Annotated in this window: 17 protein-coding genes; 10 read left to right on the top strand and 7 right to left on the bottom strand. The window is 68.7% G+C overall.

The window, feature by feature from the left end:
• Positions 1 to 34 precede the first annotated feature (34 nt).
• From H0X91_RS30980 to H0X91_RS30960, 5 genes are all read left to right on the top strand, one after another.
• Positions 35 to 1999, top strand: coding sequence for a PhoX family protein (locus H0X91_RS30980; RefSeq protein WP_034200802.1), 1965 nt, complete (start codon positions 35 to 37; stop codon positions 1997 to 1999).
• A gap of 611 nt (positions 2000 to 2610) precedes the next feature.
• Complete coding sequence (locus H0X91_RS30975; protein ID WP_006497679.1) at positions 2611 to 3435, top strand: IclR family transcriptional regulator; 825 nt, start codon at positions 2611 to 2613, stop codon at positions 3433 to 3435.
• A gap of 255 nt (positions 3436 to 3690) precedes the next feature.
• Complete coding sequence (locus H0X91_RS30970; protein ID WP_196433627.1) at positions 3691 to 5070, top strand: MdtA/MuxA family multidrug efflux RND transporter periplasmic adaptor subunit; 1380 nt, start codon at positions 3691 to 3693, stop codon at positions 5068 to 5070.
• 15 nt (positions 5071 to 5085) lie between these two features.
• Positions 5086 to 8199, top strand: coding sequence for an MdtB/MuxB family multidrug efflux RND transporter permease subunit (locus tag H0X91_RS30965; protein WP_196433626.1), 3114 nt, complete (start codon positions 5086 to 5088; stop codon positions 8197 to 8199).
• Between the two features lie 3 nt (positions 8200 to 8202).
• Entirely contained in the window at positions 8203 to 11511 is a 3309-nt protein-coding gene (locus H0X91_RS30960; protein WP_006490735.1) for an efflux RND transporter permease subunit, read from the top strand.
• Positions 11512 to 11662: 151 nt separating this feature from the next.
• Here the strand turns inward: H0X91_RS30960 and H0X91_RS30955 are convergent, their stop codons facing one another.
• From H0X91_RS30955 to H0X91_RS30935, 5 genes are all read right to left on the bottom strand, one after another.
• Positions 11663 to 12358: a helix-turn-helix domain-containing protein gene (locus tag H0X91_RS30955; protein ID WP_196433625.1), complete on the bottom strand. Its 696-nt coding sequence runs from the start codon at positions 12356 to 12358 to the stop codon at positions 11663 to 11665.
• Positions 12336 to 13298, bottom strand: coding sequence for an AraC family transcriptional regulator (locus tag H0X91_RS30950; RefSeq protein ID WP_006497683.1), 963 nt, complete (start codon positions 13296 to 13298; stop codon positions 12336 to 12338). The genes H0X91_RS30955 and H0X91_RS30950 overlap by 23 nt, the downstream gene beginning before the upstream one ends.
• 31 nt (positions 13299 to 13329) lie before the next feature.
• Positions 13330 to 14421 (bottom strand): porin, encoded by a 1092-nt coding sequence (locus H0X91_RS30945; protein ID WP_006497684.1) that lies wholly within the window; start codon positions 14419 to 14421, stop codon positions 13330 to 13332.
• A gap of 88 nt (positions 14422 to 14509) precedes the next feature.
• Entirely contained in the window at positions 14510 to 16714 is a 2205-nt protein-coding gene (locus H0X91_RS30940; protein WP_196433624.1) for a xanthine dehydrogenase family protein molybdopterin-binding subunit, read from the bottom strand.
• Entirely contained in the window at positions 16698 to 17138 is a 441-nt protein-coding gene (locus H0X91_RS30935; RefSeq protein WP_006491242.1) for a (2Fe-2S)-binding protein, read from the bottom strand. The genes H0X91_RS30940 and H0X91_RS30935 overlap by 17 nt, the downstream gene beginning before the upstream one ends.
• Before the next feature lie 251 nt (positions 17139 to 17389).
• Here H0X91_RS30935 and H0X91_RS30930 point away from each other — a divergent pair, with 251 nt between their 5' ends.
• Complete coding sequence (locus tag H0X91_RS30930; protein ID WP_034200808.1) at positions 17390 to 17773, top strand: VOC family protein; 384 nt, start codon at positions 17390 to 17392, stop codon at positions 17771 to 17773.
• Positions 17774 to 17869: 96 nt separating this feature from the next.
• Here the strand turns inward: H0X91_RS30930 and H0X91_RS30925 are convergent, their stop codons facing one another.
• Positions 17870 to 19345 (bottom strand): NYN domain-containing protein, encoded by a 1476-nt coding sequence (locus H0X91_RS30925; protein ID WP_077056156.1) that lies wholly within the window; start codon positions 19343 to 19345, stop codon positions 17870 to 17872.
• Between the two features lie 328 nt (positions 19346 to 19673).
• Here H0X91_RS30925 and H0X91_RS30920 point away from each other — a divergent pair, with 328 nt between their 5' ends.
• On the top strand, positions 19674 to 20303 hold the full coding sequence (locus tag H0X91_RS30920; protein WP_034200810.1) for an SDR family oxidoreductase: 630 nt from the start codon (positions 19674 to 19676) through the stop codon (positions 20301 to 20303).
• Between the two features lie 85 nt (positions 20304 to 20388).
• Here H0X91_RS30920 and H0X91_RS30915 read toward each other — a convergent pair whose 3' ends face one another.
• A complete protein-coding gene (locus H0X91_RS30915; RefSeq protein ID WP_006497688.1) occupies positions 20389 to 20937 on the bottom strand; it encodes a peroxiredoxin in 549 nt (182 codons plus the stop codon).
• A gap of 278 nt (positions 20938 to 21215) precedes the next feature.
• Here H0X91_RS30915 and cdpA point away from each other — a divergent pair, with 278 nt between their 5' ends.
• From cdpA to H0X91_RS30900, 3 genes are all read left to right on the top strand, one after another.
• Complete coding sequence (cdpA, locus tag H0X91_RS30910; RefSeq protein WP_012492445.1) at positions 21216 to 22958, top strand: cyclic di-GMP phosphodiesterase CdpA; 1743 nt, start codon at positions 21216 to 21218, stop codon at positions 22956 to 22958.
• 25 nt (positions 22959 to 22983) lie between these two features.
• A complete protein-coding gene (locus H0X91_RS30905) occupies positions 22984 to 24495 on the top strand; it encodes an HDOD domain-containing protein (RefSeq protein ID WP_080323359.1) in 1512 nt (503 codons plus the stop codon).
• Between the two features lie 103 nt (positions 24496 to 24598).
• Positions 24599 to 24774, top strand: a 176-nt coding sequence (locus H0X91_RS30900) for a helix-turn-helix domain-containing protein (RefSeq protein ID WP_196433623.1), incomplete at its 3' end; no start/stop codon positions are given.

Below are 24774 nucleotides of genomic sequence, written 5' to 3'. Positions count from 1 at the left end.
GGCCATTCTTCCAACAACCGAAACTGGACTCCACATGCCCGCGTTGCCCAATGCTTCCCGTCGTCAGGCCCTGAAGATCCTCGCCGGCGCGCCGATGCTTCCCCTTTCCGGCCTCGCGCTGCCGGCCCTGCTGACGGGTTGCGGCGGCGACGACGATCCCGCGTCGACGCCGGCCCCGGTCGCCGCTGCCTATACGTCGGCGGCATTCTCGGCGATGGCCGCGCCGACGCTCGACAACGCGGCCGCGATGGCCACGACGACGGTCGGCTCGACGCTGTCGGTGTCGTTCTCGGACGGCTCGTCGCGCAACTTCAAGCTCGCGTACCGGCCGTTCTTCGTGACGGGCGACATGGTGCCGGACGGCAAGGGCGGCACGACGCTCGCGGGCGGCTACTACGACATCAACAACCAGCCGATCATCGATCGCTCGGTCGCCGGCAAGGAGCGCCAGTTCTATTCCGACTGCCCGGACGGCAGCTCGCTCCTGACGCTGAAGAACGCGAACGTGCCCGGCGTGAAGGGCAACACGGTGTTCGCGGTCGTGCAGTTCGAATACACGACGCGCGACCAGGCGAGCGCGTCGCAGTACGGCCAGCTGCCGTCGCCGATCGCCGTGCTCACGCTCGACCAGGACCCGGCCACCGGCGCGCTGAAGGTCGTGAAGTACCACAACGTCGACACGTCGAAGGCACACGGCCTGTGGATCACCTGCGGCGCGAGCCTGTCGCCGTGGGGCACGCACCTGTCGAGCGAGGAATACGAGCCGGACGCGACGAAGGCCGCGACCGACGCGCAGTTCAAGGCGTTCAGCAAGAACACGTTCGGCGACGAGACGAAGGCGAACCCCTACCACTACGGCCACCTGCCCGAGATCACCGTGAACCCGGACGGCACCGGCACCGTGAAGAAGCACTACTGCCTCGGCCGCATCTCGCACGAGCTGATCCAGGTGATGCCGGACCAGCGCACCGTGATGATGGGCGACGACGCGACCAACGGCGGCCTGTTCATGTTCGTCGCCGACAAGGCGGCCGACCTGTCGGCCGGCACGCTGTACGTCGCGAAGTGGACGCAGACGTCGTCCGCCGGTGCCGGTACCGCGACGCTGACGTGGATCAAGATCGGCCACGCGACCAGCAGCGAGATCGAGACGCTCGCGAACACGCTGAAGGCGTCGGACATCATGGACCTGGTGACCACCGATCCGAACGATGCGAGCTACACGAAGATCCACTTCGGCGGCAAGTTCAACTGGATGCGCGTAAAGCCGGGGATGGAAAAGGCGGCGGCGTTCCTCGAGACGCACCGCTACGCGGCGCTGCTCGGCGGCAGCATGGCGTTCACGAAGCTCGAAGGCACGACCGTGAACGCGAAGGACAAGATCGTCTACACGGCGATGTCGCGGATCGAAACGTCGATGGTCAAGGGCAACGCGGTGTCGCGCGACGTCGCGGTCGACAAGAAGATCGCCGCGGGCGCCGTCTACGCGCTGAACCTGAAGGCCGGCCAGCGCGACACGACGGGCGGCGCGATCGACAGCGAATGGGTGCCGGTCGACATGGGCGCGCCGGCCGCGCTGGTCGGCGAGGACCTCGCCGCGGCCGATGCGCTCGGCAACCTCGCGAACCCGGACAAGATCGCGAACCCCGACAACCTGAAGTTCTCCGAAAAGCTGCGCACGCTGTTCATCGGCGAAGACTCGGGCATGCACGTGAACAACTTCCTGTGGGCCTACAACGTCGACACGAAGTCGCTCGCGCGCGTGCTGTCGTGCCCGGCCGGCGCCGAATCGACGGGCCTGCACGCGGTCGACGAGATCAACGGCTGGACCTACATCATGAGCAACTTCCAGCACGCGGGCGACTGGGAAGCGCCGCTGCACGACAAGGTCAAGCCGACGCTCGACCCGCTCGTGCGCGCGAACTACAAGGATCGCTTCGGCGCCAGCGTCGGCTACCTGACGGCCGAGCAGACCAGCATCAAGCTCGCGAAGGACTGACCGCCTCGCGCGAGGGGGCGTTGCGCCCTGCAGGGCGTCCCTGTCCAGGCGTCCTTTCTTCATCACCGTTCATTCGTCGGCGCTCCACGCCGTTTCACGCGCGATGCCCACTGCGGGCGTCGCGCTTTTTTTTGCGTGCGGGAAGCGTGCAGACGGCGCCCATCGCGCGTGCCAGCACGCGCGAAACTGGCCCGGACGGGCATTTGTGGCGATCAGGAGATAATACGGGCCGACGCGTCCGGGCGGACCGTCGGAAGACAGGCAAAAAAAAGCGCCACGGAGACCGTGGCGCTAAAAAAGTTCTAGCCATTCCGAGGGCCGTGCTAGAACCTGAGAGACTGCGCGAAACATCGTTGCCGGTTAAACTCTTGAAACGATGTTTCGAAAACGTGAGACATTCTTTCCGTTTCCGCCCGACAAGTCAAGCGGTATTTGCACCGGTTCATGCACTTTCCGGCAACGCTCATTTGAGCGTTTTCCTAATAAACCAAGGGTGAACCCGTAAAATCTCATCCAATGACCGGTTCACCCACGGAACATGCATCTTTTGACAATAGTCCTACAATACCAACAAAATTGAAATCGAGTTTCGGAATTAGAGAGAACCCCTCGTGTCGACAACTGTAACCCCTCCCGCGTCGCGGGACCGTGAATCGTCACCCGACGAGATCACCGCCCTCGCCCGCGGCCTCGCCGTGCTGCGCCGTATCGCGGCTGCCGACGCGCCCGTCAGCAACCGCGAACTGACCGAATTGACCGGCATCCCGAAGCCGACCGTCTCGCGCATCACCGCGACGCTCGTCAGCGCCGGCTTCCTGTTCCAGTTGCCCGACAGCGAGCGCTTCGTGCTCACCGCGTCGGTGCTCGAACTGAGCCACGGCTTCCTGCGCAACTTCGACATCCGCGCGCGTTCGCGGCCGTTCATGATCGAGCTGGCCGAACGCACGTCGCTGTCCGTGCACCTCGCGGTGCGCGACCGCCTCGACATGGTCGCGATCGACGTGATCCGCCCGCGCTCGGCCGTGCTCGTCACGCGCCTCGAGATCGGCTCGCGGATGGACATCGCGCGTACGGCCGTCGGCCGCGCGTATCTCGCCGCGCTGGAGGACGACGAGCGTCGCCTGCTGCTCGAATCGCTGCGCACCACCGCCGGCGACGACTGGCCGCACGTGTCCGCTCGCCTCACGCCCGCGCTGGACGAAGCGATGCGCGACGGCCATGCGATCGCGATCGGCGAATGGCGCGAGGGCCTCAATGCGGTCGCGGCCGGTTTCGTCGGCCCGTCGGGTCAACGCTATTCGGTGAATTGCGGCGGCGCGTCGCACCAGTGCCCGCCCGAATGGCTGCAGGAACACGTGGTGCCCGCGCTGCAGGAATGCATCGCGAAAATCACCCGCGAAATCGGCGGCGCGCCGGCCCGGCGCATCGGCGTGTAATCGTTTCGTCATCGCCGTGTCGCGTTCTGTAACGACCGTAACCCGTTGAAAGATAGACCGCTGGACTGTAACGGGGACGGCACGTAGGATCATGCCCATCGTCGCGCCGCATTCGCGGCGCGCACCGCTCTTTTCCCGCGCGGATCGGCGGGGCCCCGGACCGAGCCGGGCCGCCCCGTCCCGTCACCCGCACGCCCACGCGCAGCCCAGCAGTCCGATTTCCGGCACGCCGCGCCGTCTTCCTGACAGAACACGATGGATAACGAACAAAAGCCCACGCCCCCTTCGAAAGACCCCGCGCCCGCCGCCGCACGGCGCCCGCGCCGCACGCTGCTGCTCGGCACCGTCGCGGTCGTCGTCATCGGCGGCCTGCTGTGGTGGCATCCGTGGAACCGCACGCCCGCGGCAGGCAGTTCAGCGCAAGGCGCGGGCGCCAGCGCGGCCGCTGGCAGCCATCGCGGCCGCGGCGGCCCCGCCGCGATGGCGAACGTTCCGCAGCCGGTGCAGGTCGCCACCGCGACGCAGGGCGAAATGCCGATCGTGCTGTCCGCGCTCGGCACCGTCACGCCGCTCGCGAACGTGACGGTGAAGACGCAACTGTCGGGCTATCTGCAATCGGTGTCGTTCCAGGAAGGCCAGATCGTCAAGAAGGGCGACGTGCTCGCGCAGATCGACCCGCGTCCGTACCAGGTCGCGCTCGAGAACGCCGAAGGCACGCATGCGCGCGACGCGGCGCTGCTCGCGACGGCCCGCCTCGACCTGAAGCGCTACCAGACGCTGCTGTCGCAGGACTCGATCGCGTCGCAAACCGTCGATACGCAGGCGTCGCTCGTCAAGCAGTACGAAGGCGCGGTGAAGACCGACCAGGCCGCGATCGATTCCGCGAAACTGAACCTCACGTATGCGCGCATCACGGCGCCGGTGTCGGGCCGCGTCGGCCTGCGCCAGGTCGACCCGGGCAACTACGTGACGCCGGGCGACACCAACGGCATCGTCGTGATCACGCAGTTGCAGCCGATGAGCGTGATCTTCACGACGTCGGAAGACAACCTGCCGCAGATCCTCAAGCAGGTGAACGCGGGCCGGAAGCTGTCGGTCACCGCGTACAACCGCAACAACACGGTGCCGCTCGAGACGGGTTCGCTCGCGACGCTCGACAACCAGATCGACACGAGCACCGGCACGGTCAAGCTGCGCGCGAACTTCGATAACAAGGAAGGCATGCTGTTCCCGAATCAGTTCGTGAACACGCGGCTGCTCGTCGACGTGCTGCGCAACGCGACGATCGTGCCGACCTCCGCGGTGCTGACCGGCTCGATCGGCCAGTTCGTGTACGTCGTGAAGCCCGACAACACGGTGACCGTGCGCAAGGTCACGATCGGCCCGGTCGACGGCGAACGCACGAGCATCGTCAGCGGCGTGACGCTCGGCGAGCGCGTGGTGACCGACGGCTCGGACCGCCTGCGCGAAGGCTCGAAGATCTCGATTCCGGCCGACAAGCCGAAAGGCGCCTCGGGCGCGCACGGCTCCGGCGCCGGCGCGGCGTCGGGCGCATCGGCTGCGTCCGGTGCAGCCGGCCATCGCGGCGGACACCGGCACGGCGCGTCGCAAGCCGCGGCCCCCGCGGCCCAGTAACGCGCGGGCCGCTCGATGAATCCATCCCGCCTCTTCATTCTCCGGCCGGTCGGCACCGCCCTCCTGATGGCGGCGATCATGCTGGCCGGCCTCGTCGCGCTGCGCTTCCTGCCGCTCGCCGCGCTGCCCGAGGTCGACTACCCGACGATCCAGGTCCAGACCTTCTACCCGGGCGCGAGCCCGGAGGTGATGACGTCGTCGGTCACCGCGCCGCTCGAACGCCAGTTCGGGCAGATGCCGTCGCTGAACCAGATGTCGTCGCAAAGCTCGGCCGGTGCGTCGGTGATCACGCTGCAGTTCTCGCTCGACCTGCCGCTCGACATCGCCGAACAGGAAGTGCAGGCCGCGATCAACGCGGCCGGCAACCTGCTGCCGTCCGACCTGCCGGCTCCGCCGATCTACGCGAAGGTGAACCCGGCCGATGCACCGGTGCTGACGCTCGCCGTCAAGTCCAAGACGCTGCCGCTCACGCAGGTGCAGGACCTGGCCGACACGCGCCTCGCGATGAAGATCTCGCAGATCGCCGGCGTCGGCCTCGTCAGCCTGTCGGGCGGCAACCGCCCGGCCGTGCGGATCCAGGCGAACCCGACCGCGCTCGCGCAGTACGGGATGAACCTCGACGACCTGCGCACGACGATCTCGAACCTGAACGTCAACACGCCGAAGGGCAACTTCGACGGCCCGACGCGCGCGTACACGATCAACGCGAACGACCAGCTGACGAGCGCCGACCAGTACAACAGCGCGGTCGTCGCGTACAAGAACGGCCGCCCGGTGATGCTGACCGACGTCGCGACGGTCGTCGCCGGCTCGGAGAACACCAAGCTCGGCGCGTGGGTGAATGCGGACCCGGCGATCATCCTGAACGTGCAGCGCCAACCGGGCGCGAACGTGATCGCGACCGTCGACGCGATCAAGGCGCAGTTGCCGAAGCTGCAGGAAACGCTGCCGGCCGCGCTCGACGTCGAGATCGTCACCGATCGCACGACGATGATCCGCGCGGCCGTGCGCGACGTGCAGTTCGAGCTGCTGCTCGCGGTCGCGCTGGTCGTGCTGGTGATGTACCTGTTCCTCGCCAACGTCTACGCGACGCTCATCCCGAGCCTGTCGGTGCCGCTGTCGCTGATCGGCACGCTCGCGGTGATGTACATGGCCGGCTTCTCGCTGAACAACCTGTCGCTGATGGCGCTCACCATCGCGACCGGCTTCGTCGTCGACGATGCGATCGTGATGATCGAGAACATCGCGCGCTACGTCGAGGAAGGCGAATCGGGACTCGAGGCCGCGCTGAAGGGCTCGCGGCAGATCGGCTTCACGATCATCTCGCTGACGGTCTCGCTGATCGCGGTGCTGATCCCGCTGCTGTTCATGGGCGACGTGGTCGGGCGCCTCTTCCACGAATTCGCGATCACGCTCGCGGTGACGATCGTGATCTCGGCGATCGTGTCGCTCACGCTCGTGCCGATGATGTGCGCGAAGCTGCTGCGCCATTCGCCGCCGCCGGAGAGCCACCGCTTCGAGGCGCGCGTGCACCGGGCAATCGACTGGGTGATCGCGCGCTACGCGGTCGCGCTCGAATGGGTGCTGAACCGCCAGCGCTCGACGCTCGTCGTCGCGCTGCTGACGCTCGGGCTGACCGCCCTGCTCTATGTGTTCGTGCCGAAGGGCTTCTTCCCCGCGCAGGACACCGGCGTGATCCAGGCGATCACGCAGGCGCCGCAGTCGATCTCGTACGGCGCGATGGCCGAACGCCAGCAGGCGCTCGCGGCCGCAATCCTGAAGGCTCCGAACGTCGACAGCCTCACATCGTTCATCGGCGTCGACGGCAGCAACATCACGCTGAACAGCGGCCGGATGCTGATCAACCTGAAGGCCCGCGACGAACGCACCGAAACCGCCGCGCAGATCATCCGCGACCTGCAGCAGCGCGTGTCGAACATCACCGGCATCTCGCTGTTCATGCAGCCGGTGCAGGACCTGACGATCGACTCGACGGTCAGCCCGACGCAGTACCAGTTCATGCTGACGAGCCCCAACTCGGAAGAATTCGCGACCTGGGTGCCGAAACTCGTCGCGCGGCTGCAGCAGGAGCCGTCGCTCGCCGACGTCGCGACCGACCTGCAGAGCAACGGCCAGTCGGTGTACATCGAGATCGACCGCCCGAGCGCCGCGCGCTTCGGCATCACGCCGGCGACCGTCGACAACGCGCTGTACGACGCGTTCGGCCAGCGCATCGTGTCGACGATCTTCACGCAGTCGAACCAGTACCGCGTGATTCTCGAATCGGAGCCGAAGGAGCAGCACTACGCGCAATCGCTGAACGACATCTATCTGCCGTCGGCCGGCGGCGGCCAGGTGCCGCTGTCGTCGATCGCGTCGTTCCACGAGCGGCCGTCGCCGCTGCTGGTCGCGCACCTGTCGCAGTTCCCGTCGACGACGATCTCGTTCAACCTCGCACCGGGCGCGTCGCTCGGCGAAGCGGTCAAGGCGATCGAGGCCGCCGAGAAGGACATCGGCCTGCCCGGCTCGTTCCAGACGCGCTTCCAGGGCGCGGCGCTCGCGTTCCAGGCGTCGCTGTCGAACCAGCTGTTCCTGATCCTCGCGGCGGTCGTCACGATGTACATCGTGCTCGGCGTGCTGTACGAGAGCTACATCCACCCGATCACGATCCTGTCGACGCTGCCGTCGGCCGGCGTCGGCGCGCTGCTCGCGCTGATGATCACCGGGCACGACCTCGACATCATCGGGATCATCGGCATCGTGCTGCTGATCGGCATCGTGAAGAAGAACGCGATCATGATGATCGACTTCGCGCTCGAGGCCGAACGCGTCGAAGGCAAGCCGCCGCGCGAGGCGATCTACCAGGCCTGCCTGCTGCGCTTCCGGCCGATCCTGATGACGACGCTCGCCGCGCTGCTCGGCGCGGTGCCGCTGATCGTCGGCTCCGGCGCGGGCTCCGAGCTGCGCCAGCCGCTCGGGATCGCGATCGCCGGCGGCCTGATCGTGTCGCAGGTGCTGACGCTGTTCACGACGCCCGTGATCTACCTCGGCTTCGATTCGCTCGCGCGCCGCGTGCGCGGCTGGTTCGAACGGCACGGCCCCCAGGCCGGCACGCGCACGGATGCGTAACCGATGAACCTGTCGCGCCCCTTCATCACCCGCCCCGTCGCGACGACGCTGCTCGCGCTCGGCGTCGCGCTCGCGGGCCTGTTCGCGTTCATCAAGCTGCCGGTGTCGCCGCTGCCGCAGGTGGACTTCCCGACGATCTCGGTGCAGGCGTCGCTGCCGGGCGCGAGCCCGGAAACGGTCGCGACCAGCGTGACGAGCCCGCTCGAGCGGCACCTCGGCTCGATCGCGGACGTCTCCGAAATGACGTCGACGAGCACGGTCGGCAATGCGCGGATCATCCTGCAGTTCGGCCTGAACCGCGACATCGACGGCGCCGCGCGCGACGTGCAGGCCGCGATCAACGCGGCGCGCGCCGACCTGCCCGCCGCGCTGAAGAGCAACCCGACGTACCGCAAGGTCAACCCGGCCGATTCGCCGATCATGATCGTGTCGCTGACGTCGGAGACGTCGTCGCCCGCGAAGCTGTACGACGCCGCGTCCACGGTGCTGCAGCAGTCGCTGTCGCAGATCGACGGGATCGGCCAGGTCACCGTGAGCGGCTCCGCGAACCCGGCCGTGCGCGTCGAGCTCGAACCGCAGTCGCTGTTCCACTACGGGATCGGCCTCGAGGACGTGCGCGCGGCGCTGGCGTCCGCGAACGCCAACGCGCCGAAGGGCGCGATCGAATTCGGCCCGCAGCACTACCAGCTCTACACGAACGACCAGGCGTCCCAGGCGTCGCAATACCGCGACCTCGTCGTCGCCTACCGCAACGGCTCGGCCGTGCGGCTGTCCGACCTGTCGGACGTCGTCGATTCGGTCGAGGATCTGCGCAACCTCGGCCTGTCGAACGGCAAGCGCGCGGTGCTCGTGATCCTCTATCGCTCGCCCGGCGCGAACATCATCGACACGATCGACCGCGTGCGCGCGGCGCTGCCGCAGCTCACCGCGTCGCTGCCGGCCGACATCACGGTCACGCCGGTGCTCGACCGCTCGACCACCATCCGCGCATCGCTGAAGGACACCGAGCATACGCTGCTGATCGCGGTCAGCCTCGTCGTGATGGTCGTGTTCCTGTTCCTGCGCAACTGGCGCGCGACGCTGATCCCGAGCGTCGCGGTGCCGATCTCGATCATCGGCACGTTCGGCGCGATGTACCTGCTCGGCTTCTCGATCGACAACCTGTCGCTGATGGCGCTGATCGTCGCGACCGGCTTCGTCGTCGACGATGCGATCGTCGTGCTCGAGAACATCTCGCGGCACATCGAGAACGGCAAGCCGCGGATGCAGGCCGCGTTCGACGGCGCACGCGAAGTCGGCTTCACGGTGCTGTCGATGAGCATCTCGCTCGTCGCGGTGTTCCTGCCGATCCTGCTGATGGGCGGGATCGTCGGGCGGTTGTTCCGCGAGTTCGCGCTGACGCTGTCGCTCGCGATCGCCGTGTCGCTCGCGGTGTCGCTCACGGTCACGCCGATGATGTGCGCGCGCCTGCTGCCCGAACAGCACGACCCGCAAAGCGAGGGCCGCTTCGGGCGTTTCCTCGAACGCGGTTTCGCGCGCCTGCAGCGCGGCTACGAGCGCTCGCTGTCGTGGGCGCTGCGCCGGCCGCTCCTGATCCTGCTGACGCTGTTCGCGACGATCGGGCTGAACGTGTACCTGTACGTCGTCGTGCCGAAGGGCTTCTTCCCGCAGCAGGACACCGGGCTGATGATCGGCGGCATTCGGGCCGACCAGTCCACGTCGTTCCAGGCGATGAAGCTGAAGTTCTCCGAGATGATGCGGATCGTGCAGGCCAACCCGAACGTGAAGAGCGTCGCGGGCTTCACCGGCGGCACGCAAACCAACTCCGGCTTCATGTTCGTCACGCTGAAGGACCGCACCGAGCGCAAGCTGTCGGCCGACCAGGTGATCCAGCAGCTGCGCCCGCGGCTGGCGGACGTGGCCGGCGCGAGCACGTTCCTGCAGGCCGCGCAGGACATTCGCGTCGGCGGCCGGCAGAGCAACGCGCAGTACCAGTTCACGCTGCTCGGCGATTCGACCGCCGACCTGTACAAGTGGGGGCCGCTGCTGACCGAGGCGCTGCAGAAGCGCCCCGAGCTGACCGACGTGAACTCCGACCAGCAGCAAGGCGGCATGGAGGCCATGGTGACGATCGACCGCGCGACGGCCGCGCGGTTCGGCATCAAGCCCGCGCAGATCGACAACACGCTGTACGACGCGTTCGGCCAGCGCCAGGTCTCGACGATCTACAACCCGCTGAACCAGTACCACGTCGTGATGGAAGTCGCGCCGAAATACTGGCAGAGCCCGGAGATGCTGAACCAGGTGTGGATCAGCACGTCGGGCGGCAGCGCGAACGGCTCGCAGACCACCAACGCGGCCGCCGGCACCTTCGTCGCGACCTCGGCCGGCACGTCGAGCGCCGGCACGGCCGCGCAAAGCGCCGCGGCGATCGCGTCCGACTCGGCGCGCAACCAGGCGCTCAACTCGATCGCGGCGAGCGGCAAGTCGAGCGCGTCGTCGGGCGCGTCGGTGTCGACGTCGAAGTCGACGATGATCCCGCTGTCGGCGATCGCGACCTTCGGGCCGAGCACGACGCCGCTGTCGGTCAACCACCAGGGGCTGTTCGTCGCGACGACGATCTCGTTCAACCTGCCGCCGGGCGTGTCGCTGTCGCAGGCGACGCAGGTGATCTACCAGACGATGGCGCAGGTCGGGGTTCCGCCGACGATCGTCGGCAGCTTCCAGGGCACCGCGCAGGCGTTCCAGCAGTCGATGAACGATCAGCCGATCCTGATCCTCGCCGCGCTGCTGGCCGTCTACATCGTGCTCGGGATCCTGTACGAGAGCTACATCCATCCGATCACGATCCTGTCGACGCTGCCGTCGGCCGGCGTCGGCGCGCTGCTCGCGCTGCTGCTGTTCAAGACCGAGTTCAGCATCATCGCGCTGATCGGCGTGATCCTGCTGATCGGCATCGTGAAGAAGAACGCGATCATGATGGTCGACTTCGCGATCGACCAGACGCGCAACCAAGGGAAGTCGTCGTTCGACGCGATCCACGAGGCGTGCCTGCTGCGCTTTCGCCCGATCATGATGACGACGATGGCGGCGCTGCTCGGCGCGCTGCCGCTCGCGTTCGGCAACGGCGACGGCGCCGAATTGCGCGCGCCGCTCGGGATCGCGATCGCCGGCGGCCTGGTCATGTCGCAGGTGCTGACGCTCTATACGACGCCGGTCGTCTACCTGTACATGGACCGGTTCCGCGTATGGGCCGAGAAGCGCCGCAACCGCCGCGGCAATACCGGCGGGCCGGCCGTCGCCGGCGAGTAACGGCAAGTAGCGGCGAGTAGCGACGAGCGGCCGGACGCGAACGGGGCGGGGCATGTCGTACCGCCCCGCTCCGGCCGTCGGCCCGCGCCGCCGCGAAGGTCGCGCGCAGCCGGCATCCACGCCGGTGGGCCGCGACGACGGCCGACGGCGCTCAGCGGCGCTCGGCCTCGGCCGGATCGGCCAGCGCGTCCGCCAGGCGCCGGGCCGCGTCGTCGATCATTGCCGGTATCCGCCGCCATCGTGCGTCGCCCGGCACATCGAGCGCGACGCCGATCGCGAGCGCCCCGCCCGCATCCACCGGCATCGCGACGATGCCGGCCGCCTGCCGCGACGCGCGTTGCCGGCCAAACCGCCGGACGGGCCGACCACCCGTGTCGGCCGCGTCGCTTTGGTCGTCCGCAGCGTCCTCTATCCGCCCCGCGAACCGCGCGCCGACGCGCGTGACGAGGCACGCGGCCCCGTCGGGCGCCGTCTGCGCGAGCACGACGACTTCCGCGCCATCCCGCCCGAGCAACTGCGCGGCGAGCCCGCTGCGCGCACACAACGCGTCCAGCACCGGCTGCGCGTGCGCGACCTCCGGCCGCGCGCCGAGATACGCGGCCGCGACCCGCGCGGCGGCCGGCCCCGGCCGATAGCGGCCGTGCGGATCGACGACCAGAAACGCATGCCGGACCAGCGTCCTCAGCAACCGCGCGATCGAGTTGCGCGGCACGTCGAGCCGCGTCGCCAGGTCCGCGGCGGTCGGGAGCGACGGCCCGGCCGCGACCGCTTCGAGAATCGCGAGCCCGCGCGCGAGCGCCGGCACCCGATGGCGCAACGCGCGGTCATCCATGTCGTGCAAGGTCATACAGGTCCCGTGCGTTGCGCGCATAGCGGCGCGGCGCCATCCCCGACCAGCGATGGAACGCGCGCGCGAACGCCTTCTCCGACGTGTAGCCGACCCGCTCGGCGATCTCGATCAGGCGCAGCTTGCCGTTCGCGAGCTCGCCGCTCGCCAGATACATCCGGTAGGCGGTCAGATGACCGATCGGCGTCTCGCCGACGAGTTCGGCGAAATGCGCGCAAAAACGCGAACGCGACATGCCGGCCTCGACCGCGAGGCTCGCGAGCTGCCAGTTGCGCCGCGGGTCGCGATGCATCAGCGCCATCGCGCGGCCGATCTGCGGATCGGTGAGGCCACGCAGCCAGCCCGTGTGATTGGCCGACGATTGCAGATGCGCGCGCAGCAGCTGCACGAACAGCACGTCGGCCAGGCGCGTCGCGGCGACCGCCCAGCCCGGCTGGCACGCCATCGATTCCTGGATGAAGCTCTGCAGCGTGCTCGCGAGCCACGGCGCGACGGCCGCATCGTTGGCGCGCACGTGGATCAGCGTCGGCAACACCGAGAACAGCGGGCTGCGCACGATGTCGCGATACACGACGATCCCCGTATAGAGCTCGCTGGTCGCGCCGCCGCCGCCCGCGACGAACTCGAGCGGCGTATCGAAGCGCGGCCGGATGCCCTTGTCGGCCATCAGCGTGTCGAACGGCACGGGCGGCACGTCGAGCGACGACGCCATCACGTGCTCGTCGCCGTGCGGCAGCAGCACGAAGTCGCCCGGCTCGACGTGCACGGGCGCGGCGCCCGCGACCGCCAGGAAGAACGGGCTGCCCGCGCAGGTGCGAAACGGCGCGCCCGCGACGGCCGGCTTGCGGATCGCCCACGGCGCGCTCAGCGTGAAGCGTCCGGTGACGACCGCATCGGCCCGCAGGTCGGTCAGCACGTCGCTGAGAAGATCGGTCGTCATCGTCGAAGTCTCCGTGGAGCGCGCCGCCGCATCAGAAGCGCTGCTGGATGCCCGCCATCGCGCCGACCTGGTTGCGGCCGGTGCCGACCGTGCCGCCTGCCGCCACCGCCGACGTGCCGAACGCGCTGTTCGTCATGTAACCGACCGACGTATAGACCAGCGTGCGCTTCGACAGGCTGTAATTCGCGCGCCCGACGAACAGGTTCGAGTCGTAGCGGCCGCGCAGCAGATAGCGCACGGCCTGTGCGTCGAATGATAGCGCCGGCGTCGCGTAGACCGTGCCGCCCGCGAAAAAGAGGTCCGACTGGCTGTGGGCTGCGGCCGCCGTGTTGCGGCGGATCCAGCCCGCGCCGAGCTTCGCGATGCCGAGCTTGACGTACGCATCGACGATCGTGCGCGTGTCCGTATAGCCTGGGCTAGACAGCGGCGCCGACGCGCCGGTGCCGCCGTGCATCACGTCGTACGAAGCGGCCACGCCGAACTGCGGCGCGTCGTACGCGACCATCATCGTGTATTGCCGGCAGGCGACGGGGTCGCCCGGCACGTTGCCCGCGCAGTTCGTGGCCGACGGGCCGGCCGGGCCCGCCGCATCGCGCCCGGTGCTGTACGTACCGCCGAGCGTCACGCCGCCGAAGTGGCCGAGATAGCCGATCGCGCTGTCGCTGCGCGCGTTCGGCAGATAGCTGTCGAAGCTGGCCATCGAATGAATCGACGGGCCGATCACGTCGGCGTTGAGCAGCACGAGCATCGACATGTTCATCTGCCGCCCGAGCGTGAGCGTGCCGTACGGCGAATCGATGCCGACGTTCGCCTGCCGGCCGAACAGGCGGCCGCCGTAGTTCAGCGCGCCCGAGTTCAGCGCGAAGCCGTTTTCGAGCACGAAGAACGTGCGGTAGCCGCCGCCGAGCGCCTCGACGCCGCGCAACCCGAAGCGCGACGGCACTTCGCCGGTCAGCGACGGCATGCCGGCGACCGCGCCGCCGCCGGCCGCATGGTTGTAGTACTGCACGCCGGTGTCGACGATGCCGTACAGCGTCACGCTGCCCTGCGCCTGCGCGCCCGGCGATGCGGCGGCGGCGGCCGCGAACGAGACGGCCGTCGCGGCCGTGCGAAAGGTTTTCATCGAAGTCTCCAGACCAATCGTGTAGTTATGCTTGCTATTGACCGGCGACGCGCGGGGCGCCGCCGGCCGGTGGGGGATATCGGGTCGTTCAGGTCGCGAGCGGCGTATCGAACGGCATCGAACGCGGCCGCTCGCCGGTCGCGCGCCAGATCGCATCCGCCACCGCCGGCGCGACGGGCGGCAACGCGACCTCGCCGCAGCCTTGCGGATCGCGGTCGCTGTCGACGATCACCACCTCGATCTTCGGCATCGCGGCCAGGCCGAGCAGCGGATAGTCGGCGAAATTGCGCTGCACGACCGCGCCGTGCTCGAACGTGATTTCGCTCCTGAACGTGTTGGTGAGCGCAAAGCCGACGCCGCCCTCGACCATCTCGCGAATCAGCAGCGGATTGATCGCGCGGCCGCAGTCGATCCCGCACACGATCCGCTCGAGCCTCACGCTGCCGCGCGTCACGCGCACCTCGGCGACCGCCGCGACGTACGTGCTGAATGCGCCGCCGCGCCCGGTGTACAGCGAATACGCGACCCCGCGCGACAGGCCGGCCGGCGCGCGGCCGAACCAGTTCGCGCGCGCGGCCGTCGCATCGAGCACGCGCAGCGCGAGCGCATCGTGCTTCAGCAACGCGCGCCGGTATTGCACCGGGTCGGCCCGCACCGTATGCGCGAGCTCGTTCACGAAGCTTTCGAGGAAGAACACGGTCGACGTGCTGCCGACACTGCGCATGAAGCTGACCGGGATCGGCTGCATCACCGTGACGGAATCGACCAGCAGGTTCGGCACGTCGTAGCAAAGGTCGTACAGGCCGTCGAGCATCGTCTCGTCCCAGCCGCCCGCCTTGTCGTAGCGGTCGCGCTTGATCGCCGCATACAGCGAATGGCCGGCGACGCGCGCATGCAGCGCGACCGGCAGGCCGTCGCGGCCGAGCGCCGCGCGAAACCGCGCGGACGCGCACGGCCGGTAGAAGCCGTGACGGATGTCGTCCTCGCGCGAGCGGATCACCTTCACGGGCCGCCCGACCGCCTTCGACGCGACGGCCGCATGCACGACGAAATCGGGCACGTACTTGCGGCCGAAGCTGCCGCCGAGAAACGTCGTGTTGACGATCACGCGCTCGGCCGGCACGCCGAACAGCGCCGACAGCGTCCAGCGCACCTTGTCCTGCCCCTGGATCGGCCCCCAGACCTCGATCTCGCCGGCCCGCACATGCACGGTCGCATTGACGGGCTCCATCGTCGCGTGAACGATGTACGGCGTGTGGTAGTCGGCTTCGACGACGTTGCCGGACTCGGCGAGATGGCGCCCGGGCTCGCCGATCTGCGTCGCGACCACCGCGTGCTCCGCCTGCAGCGCGCCCTTGCGCTGCGCGAGGATCGTCGTGCTGTCGAATGCCGGCGTCGGGCCCGCGTCCCACACGATGTCCGCCGCGTCGCACGCCTTCTTCGCCTGCCAGTAGGTCTGCGCGACGACGATCACCGCGTCCTTCGCGACCACGACGTCCGCCACGCCCGGCATCGCGCGCATTGCGTCGCGGTTCTTCACCGCGCTCGGCTTGCCGTTCAGCGTCGGCGCCATCGTCAGCGCGCCGACCAGCATGTCGGGCACCTGCACGTCGATGCCGAAGATCGCGCTGCCGTCGACCTTCGCGGGCACGTCGAGCTTGTGCAGCGGACGGCCGATCAGCGTGTGCGCGGAAGCCGGTTTCAGGCGCGGCTGCGGATCGTGCGGCAGCCTGGCCGCGTCGTCGACGAGCGCGCCGTACGACAGCGAACGCCCGCTCGGCGGATGGATGACGCGGCCGTCGCGCGTCACGCACTGCGTGTCGCGCACGCCGAGCCGCGCGGCGCCGGCCCGCAGGAACGCCGAGCGCGCCTGCGCCCCCGCGATCCGCAACCGCATGTAGAACATCGTCGCCGACATCGATGCGCCGACGAATTGCTGCGGCGCCTCGTTCGCGGCATCGATCCGGTACGCGTCGCGTCCCGTGACGAACTCGACCGTCACGCTGCGCCAGTCGGCATCCATCTCGTCGGCCAGCACCTGCGGCAGCCCGGTATGGACGCCCTGCCCGACTTCCGCCTGCGACAAGCCGATGATCGTCCGGCCGTCCGCGTCGACGCGAACCCAGTCGTTGATCTCGCGAAAGCGCGCGCCGTCGCCGGCCGCCTGCACGACGTCGCCGAATGCCAGCGGCAGCAGCAGGCTGCCCGCCAGCGCGACGCCGCCCTTCAGGAACACGCGTCGCGCCGCGTTCGGCACGGGCTGCGCCCGCACCGCGTCAGCCGGCCGCGACATGGATCGCCTCGCGAATGCGTTGATAGGTCGCGCAGCGGCACAGGTTCGTGACGGCCGCGTCGATCTGCGCGTCGGTCGGCTTGCGGTGGCGGGCGAGCAGCGCGGCCGTCGCCATCACCATCCCCGACTGGCAATAGCCGCATTGCGGCACGTCCTTCTCGATCCACGCGCGCTGCACAGGATGCGAGCGGTCGTGCGACAGCCCTTCGATCGTCGTGATCGCGCGGCCCGCGACGCTCGCCGCCGGCAGCACGCACGCGCGCGCGGCTTCGCCGTCGAGATGCACGGTGCAGGCGCCGCACGCGCCGATGCCGCAGCCGTACTTGGTGCCCGTCAGTCTGGCCGAGTCGCGAATGACCCACAGGAGCGGCGTATCGGGATCGCCGTCGAAATCGAACGGCTGGCCGTTCAGCATGAAGCGCATCGTCTGTCTCCCTGTTGCGCATCGCCCGTTCGTCATCCGGCGGATGACGGCGATGGCTTGACAGGAATTCTTGGCGGCGCAAAAAGCGGCGCCAATGACCTTTGCTCCGGAAAAAGTAGCCGTTCGTCCAGATCGTTTCAGCCGACGAATGGCGCGTGCCGCCCGGTTCGCCGCGGCCCCGGCTTGCGGACGGGCCGCGATCGGCTATCGTGTGTCCATGCCCACCGCCGTCCCCTTCCCGGGAACCCGCCATGAACGTCCAGCTCAACCACACGATCGTCTGGTGCCGCGACAAGCATGCGTCGAGTCGCTTCCTCACCGAACTGCTGGAATTGCCGCCGCCGACGCCGTTCGGCGCGATGCTGGTCGTCGCGCTCGACAATGGCGTGTCGCTCGATTTTTACGAACAGGCGGGGGAAATCCGGTCGCAGCATTACGCGTTCCTGATCGACGAGGCCGGCTTCGATCGCGTGCTCGCGCGCCTTCGCGAACGCGGGTTGCCGCACTGGGCCGATCCGGCGAAGCGGCAAGCCGGTGACATCTACCGCCACAACGGCGGACGCGGCGTCTACTTCGACGACCCGGACGGTCACTTCCTCGAAGTGATGACGCAGCCGTACGTGCTGAACGGCTAGCGCAACAGGCCGGCATGGCGCCGGCCCGGACGGCGCGGGTGTCGCCCGGTTGCGGACGAAACCCGGGCGACTGCCCCCGGCTGCCGCCGGCTGCCGTTACTCGGCGGCGGCCGTCGTCTTGCGCGGACGACGCGCGCGCGGCGCCGCCTTGCGGGCCGGCTTCTTCGGCTTGGCGGCAGCCGGTGCTTCGGGAGTCGCGTCGACGGTTGCTTCGACCGGCGCCACGCCGTGCGACGGTTGCGCGGCGTCGTCCCGAGCGCCGGAAGCGCGAGGCGCCGGCTCGGCGTGCCGCTCGTCATGCGCCGCGTCGCGATGCGGTTCGTCCGCATGCTGGCCGTGCGCGTGCGCATCGCCGCCATGCGTCGTGTCGCCCTGCGCGGCGGTGTCCGCCTTGCCGGCCGCGTGGCGACCGGCGGCCTTCGCGGCCGCGCCCTTCTTCGCGCCGGTCTTCTTCGCCGCGCTCTTGCGCGCACGCTTGCGGCCATCCTTCGCGTCGCCGTGCGCGTCGGCCACCGCGGGTGCTTCGGGTGTCTCGGGCGTGTCGGCCGGCGCCGCGTCGGCGACCTCGGCAAGTTCCGCGTCTTCCGCCTCGACCTGCACGCTTTCGTGAACGACCGATTCCGCCCGCTGCCCGCGACGGCGCGCCTCGCGGCCGGCCGGTACCGGCTCCGCCGCCCGTGTGCCATGGTGGCCGCCGTGGTGCGCCGCGCCGCCCTCACCACCCGCCGCAACGTGCTCGGCGGCCGCCGACTGGCGGGCCCGCGACACGAACGCGCCCGACTTGTCGTCGCGCCCCACTTCGAGCAGGCCGCGCGCCTGCGCCTCGTCCAGCAGGTTGCCGAACGCGCGGAACCCGTAATACGACTCGTTGAAATCCGGCTTGCGGCGCTTGATCGCGCTCTTGAGCACCGACGCCCAGATCTTGCCGACGTCGTCGCGCTCCGACGCGAGCGCGTCGAAGGTCTCGACCGCCAGCGCGATCGCCTCGGCCTTGCGCGCGTCCATGTCGTGCTTGCGCGACGGCTCGTCCGGCCGCTTCGCGCCGCCGTTGCCCGCGCGCTGCTGCTGTTCGCGCTTCGCGAGCGCACGCTGCTGCTCGCGCACCAGATCGTCGTAGAAGATGAATTCGTCGCAGTTCGCGACCAGCAGGTCCGACGTCGATTTCTTCACGCCGACGCCGATCACCTTCTTCGCGTTCTCGCGCAGCTTCGACACGAGCGGCGAAAAATCCGAATCGCCGCTGATGATCACGAACGTATCGACGTGCGACTTCGTGTAGCAGAGGTCGAGCGCGTCCACGACGAGCCGGATGTCGGCCGAATTCTTGCCCGACTGGCGCACGTGCGGAATCTCGATCAGCTCGAAGCTCGCTTCGTGCATCGACGCCTTGAAGCCCTTGTAGCGATCCCAGTCGCAATAGGCCTTCTTCACGACGATGCTGCCTTTGAGCAGCAGGCGCTCCAGCACGGGCTTGATGTCGAATTTCTCGTACTTCGCGTCGCGCACGCCGAGCGCGACGTTCTCGAAGTCGCAGAACACGGCCATGCTGACGTTGTCCAGGGGTAATGCCATGTGTACTCCAACCGGTGGGCCGCCGCGTTATTCACACGTGGCGGCGAAAAATGCATCGCGCACATGATAGCCGGTCGGCGCGTCATTCCCGCATCCATGTGAATGAATGACCCGGCCGCGCATGCCGGTGCGCCGGGAGCCGGTACGCCCGACTGCCGGTATGCCCGACGCCGGTACGCCCGACTGCCGGTATGCCCGACGCCGGTACGCCCGATGCCGGTACGCCCCTTATTACGCGCCCGCCGCCGGGTCAATTCGACATTACACTTGAGTTATCGGTCGTCCGTCCCTATCTGGATGGATGACGCATCGAGCAAGGAGCGGTTTCATGACGACGAAGGTACTGCTGATTGGCGCGACCGGCCGGACGGGCCAGGCCTGCGCGGATCTGCTGCTCAAGCAGCCGGAGTTCGAGGTCACGGCGCTCGTGCGCCGGCACGGCTATGCGCTGGCGGGCGCACGGGTCGTCGAGGCCGATCTGACGAACGATTTCTCGCACGCTTTCCAGGGCATCACGCACGTGATCTACGCGGCCGGCTCGGCCGAATCGGACGGCGCGACCGAAGAGGAGCAGGTCGACCGCGACGCGGTGGCCCGCGCGGCCGACTACGCGCTCGCCTACAACGCACAGAAGCTCGTGGTGGTCAGCTCGCTGTCCGCGTACCGGCCCGAGCAGGGGCCGGACGCGCTGCACCACTATTCGCAGATGAAGCGCGAAGGCGACGACCGCGTGATCGCATCGGGCGTCGACTACGTGATCCTGCGCCCGGGCCCGCTCACCGACGATCCGGGCGTCGGCAAGATCGCGCTGACCGATACGTGGCTCGATCCCGCGCCGCCCGTGTCGCGCCAGGACGTGGCATGGGCCGCGATCGAGGCGATCAAGCTCGGCATTTCGCGCAAGATCGTCGGCTTCGTCGGCGGCAGCGTGCCGATCGAGCAGGCGTTGCGCGCATGACGGCCCGTTGCGCGCCGCCGGCAGGCGGCGCATGCCCGTGCCCGCGGCCCGCACGACGGGCCGTTTTCATGCGCGGGGCAGCCGCTTACTGCTTCGGATGCGCGTCGGCCCACGCCTTCACGGCGGCAAGCGTGTTCTCGACATGCTTGTCGGGCGACAGGCTCGTGTATTCGTAGAGAATCTTCCCTTCCGGCGAAATCACGTAGGACACGCGGTTCGCCCGGTCGAGCGCCGGCAGCTTCGCGTCGTATTCGCGGATGATCTTCGCGTCCGGGTCGGCCGCGACCGGGAATTTGCTCCGGCACTCGCTCACCGAGAACTTCGTCAGCGTGTCGATGTTGTCGGCCGACACGCCGATCACCGTCGCGCCGTAAGCCTTGTAACGGTCGACCGCGTCCGCGAACGCATGCGCCTCGATCGTGCAACCCTTCGTGAACGCCGCCGGATAGAAATACAGCACGACCGGCCCCTGCTTCAGCGCGTCCGCGAGCGAGTACGTGTAAGTCTTGCCGCCCAGCGACGCCTGCGTCGTGAAATCGGGCGCCGCGGCGCCCGGCTTCAGTTCCGCCTGCGCCAGCAGCGCATGGCCGGCCATCAGCGCCGCCATGGCGCCCAGCAACAGTTTTCGCTTCATCTGCGTCCTCATTTCTTATAAAGTCAGCCTCGATGCAGGCCCCTCAGGCGTTCGCCTGACGAACACCTGCCTCGTTGATCCGGACCGCGACAGCCCCGCGCGCGGCCGGCCCGTTAAAGATTTCTGACAGTCTGCCGTTATTCCTTCCGGACAACCGGTTCCAGCCCTTCACGTCAGCGAGAAACATGGAAGCCAACAGGAAACAGACGTCACGCAAGGGCTCCTGGCGCAGCGCCTTGCATACGCTGCGCCGCTTCGCTCGGTCGGGCGGCGCGCTGATGCCCGCGCGCGCCGTCGCGCCGCGCCGCGACGATTCCGTGCGCAACTGGCTGGAACAGACGGTCGGCACGGTGGATTTCCTCGCCCATGTCGACCGCGAGCTGCGCTTTCTGTATGTGTCCGACGCCAGCCTGCGCTTCATCGGCTACCACCGCGACTACCTGCACACGCTGACGCTGCGCGACCTGATCGCCGAACAGGATACCCCGGCGCTCGAAGGGCTGCTTGCACGCGCCGCCCGTTCCGGCCAGGTCGAGAAGGCGACGATGTGCATCGTCAAGTCGCTCACCTACCCGCTGGACGTCGAGATCCGCGCGTTCAAGAGCCGCCACCACGGCGTCGACGGCTTCGCGATCGCGGCGTTCGACGTGTCGTCGTGGCGCGCGCTCGAGGCACGCCTCACGTACGAAATGCACCACGACCCGATGACGGGCCTCGACAACCTGTCCGCGCTCGTGCCGGCGCTGATGCGCGCGCAGCAGACCGCCGACGAGCACGGCACCTGCGCGGCGCTGCTGCTGCTCGACCTCGACGACTACCAGCGGATCAACCGCGCGCTCGGCTACGACGCGGGCGACACGCTGCTGCGCGAGACCGCGCAGCGGCTGAAGGCGCTCGTCACGCCGAACGAACGGCTCGCGCGCGTCGCGAGCGACAAGTTCGCGGTCGTGCTGAACGCACCGGACCGCGCACAGGCGAGCCAGGCCGCCGACGCGCTCGCGCGCCGGCTGCAGGCCGCGGTGCGCGAGCCCTACGTGTACCACGGGCAGACCGTGCACCTGTCCGCGAGCATCGGCATCGCGCTCTACCCCGACGAACGTGCCGCGCCGCATCGGGCGCAGCACCACAGCCCGCTGCTGCGCCGCGCCGACCACGCGCTCTCGCAGGCGAAGGCGTCGGGCGGCAACGCGCTCGCGTTCCATGCGCCCGTCGACGATCCGGCCGACGCCGAACGCCTCAAGCTCGAAGCCGACCTGTACGACGGCGTGCGCAACGGCGAGTTTTCGCTCCATTTCCAGCCGATCACGCGCAGCCAGTCGGGCGCGGTGGTCGGCGTCGAGGCGCTGATCCGCTGGCGCCATCCGGTGCACGGCCTCGTGCCGCCGGCCACCTTCATCCCGCTCGCCGAATCGATCGGCCTGATCAACTACCTCGGCAACTGGGTGCTCAAGGCCGCGTGCATGCAGCTCGTCGCCTGGGACGGCCAGGGGCTCGCGCTGCAATACGTGGCGGTCAACGTGTCGCCGCAGCAGTTCCGCGATCCGCGCTTCACGCAGAGCGTGCGCGAGGCGATCGCGCTGACGGGCATCGACCCACGCCGCATCGTGCTCGAAATCACCGAAAGCCTGCTGATGCACGACCCCGCGCACGCGAAGGTGCTGCTCGAGGAGCTGACCGATCTCGGCATCCGCTTCGCGATCGACGATTTCGGCACCGGCTATTCGAGCCTCGCCTATCTGCAGCGCTTCCCGCTCGCGAAGCTGAAGATCGACCGCAGTTTCGTCGAGAACCTGCTGACGTCGCGCAACGATCGCGCGATCGTGTCGGCGGTGGTCGGCCTCGCGCAGACACTGGATCTCGAGCTCGTCGCCGAAGGCGTCGAGACCGAGGCGCAGCGCGAGCTGCTGACGGAGATGGGCTGCAATCACATCCAGGGCTGGCTCGTCTGCCAGGCGCTGCCGTCCGAGGAGCTCGCGCGGCGCTTCGAGGCGCAGCAGCTGCACCTGCACGCCGCCGCCTGACGCGCGGCGAACCGGACAGATCCGTATGTCAACCACCGAATACCTGCCCCGCACCGCGCTGCTCGACAAGCTGTGGGCCCGGATGAACGAACGGGGCGATTTCCCGCTGCTGTCGGAATCGCTGCGCGCGACGATGGCCGCGATGAAGAACGACGACCTCGACTTCACCGCGCTCGTGCGCGTCGTGCTGTCGGACTTCGCGCTCACGCAGAAAGTGTTGCGGCTCGCGAACTCCGCGATGTACATGGCGTTCGGCGGCAACATCACCACCGTGACCCGCGCCCTGATGGTGCTCGGCATGGACGCCGTCGGCCATCTCGTGGTCGGGCTGAAGCTCGTCGACCATTTCCACCAGAGCACGCCGCGGCGCATCGACGCGAAGCTGGAGCTGAACCGCGCGCTGCTGTCCGGCTGCGTCGCGCGCAAGCTCACCGAGCGCGCCGAACTGCGCTCGGGCGAGGAAGCCGTCGTCTGCACGCTGATGCGCCAGGTCGGCAAGCTGCTGGTGGTCTGCTATCTCGACAGCGAGTGGGACCGCATCCGGCGCCGCGCGGCCGAGCTGAACGGCGACGAATCGGCGGCCTGCGTCGACGTGCTCGGCGTCGGCTTCGACGAGATCGGCCTCGAGGCGGCCGCGCGCTGGCGGCTTCCCGACGTGATCCGCGCCGGGATGGCCGACGACGATCACGCGGCGCATGCCGACGCGTTCGACGACGAAGACGATGACGCCCGCCACCCGGAGCCGGCCGCCGACGACGGCCCGGCCGAGCGCATCCGCTGGCTGCGCGCGGTCAGTCGCTGTTCGACCGACGTCGCCGGCGCGCTCGTCATGCCCGCCAGCCCGCAGCGCGACGCGCGCATCGCGGCGCTCGCGCAGCACTACGGCGCCGAGCTGGACATGGAATCCGAGGCGCTCGTCGAGATCGCCGAGCGCCTCGCGCGCGAGGAAGCGAGCGACACCGTGATGCGCGAGATCGTCGAGCTGCGTGCGAACGCCGATGCGATCGCACGCGCGCAGGCCGAACCCGAGGCCTGCCTCGAAGCCGGCCTGGCCGACCTGCGCGCGCTGCCGTCCGAGCACGTGCTGACGCCGGTGCTCGCGCTCGCGTCGGAAAGCCTGCTGGCCGGCCTCGCGTTCACGCGCACCGTGATGTTCGTGCGTCACGACGACGGCACGTTCGCCGCGCGCCTCGGCTTCGGCCCCGGCGTCGATACGACGCTCGACCGGCTACGCTTCGACGAGCGCTTCGAGCCGGACGTGTTTCATCTCGCGATCACGAACTCGGTCGGCATCTTCATCGAGCAGGCGCAGGAGCCGAAGATGGTGAAGCGCCTGCCCGCGTGGTATCTCGACGCGTTCGACGACACGCGCGCGTTCGTGCTGCTGCCCGTGCGGGTCGGCACGACGACCGTCGCGCTGCTGTACGGCGACTGGGCCGGCGCGCAACCCGCGCGCAAGATCTCGCAGCAGGAGATGGCGGTGCTCAACGAACTCGCGCGCGAACTGGGGCGGTTCTTTCCCGCGCCGGCCGGCTGACGGCCGGCGCGCCTCCGGCGTTTTCGCTTCCCCAAAAGCAAACCGGCCGCATCTGAACTGCACCCCAAAAGTTGGACTAGATCCAACCTTTGGGGTGTTTTTCATGACGAAGTACGACGAACGTTTTCGGCGTCGAGTGGTTCAGGCGTACGTGGCTGGAGAGGCCGGCACCAAGACACTTGCTCACCGTTACGGAGTGGGCAGGACGATGGTGCGACGTTGGGTGGCGAGCTATCGCGAGCATGGTGAACAGGGGCTGCGCAAGAAGCACAGCCACTA

This window comes from Burkholderia sp. 9777_1386 (assembly GCF_015712265.1).
GTDB classification, from domain to species: domain Bacteria; phylum Pseudomonadota; class Gammaproteobacteria; order Burkholderiales; family Burkholderiaceae; genus Burkholderia; species Burkholderia cenocepacia.
Note: the sequence above shows the minus strand (reverse complement) of the source record. Positions and strands in the feature narration are given on the sequence as shown.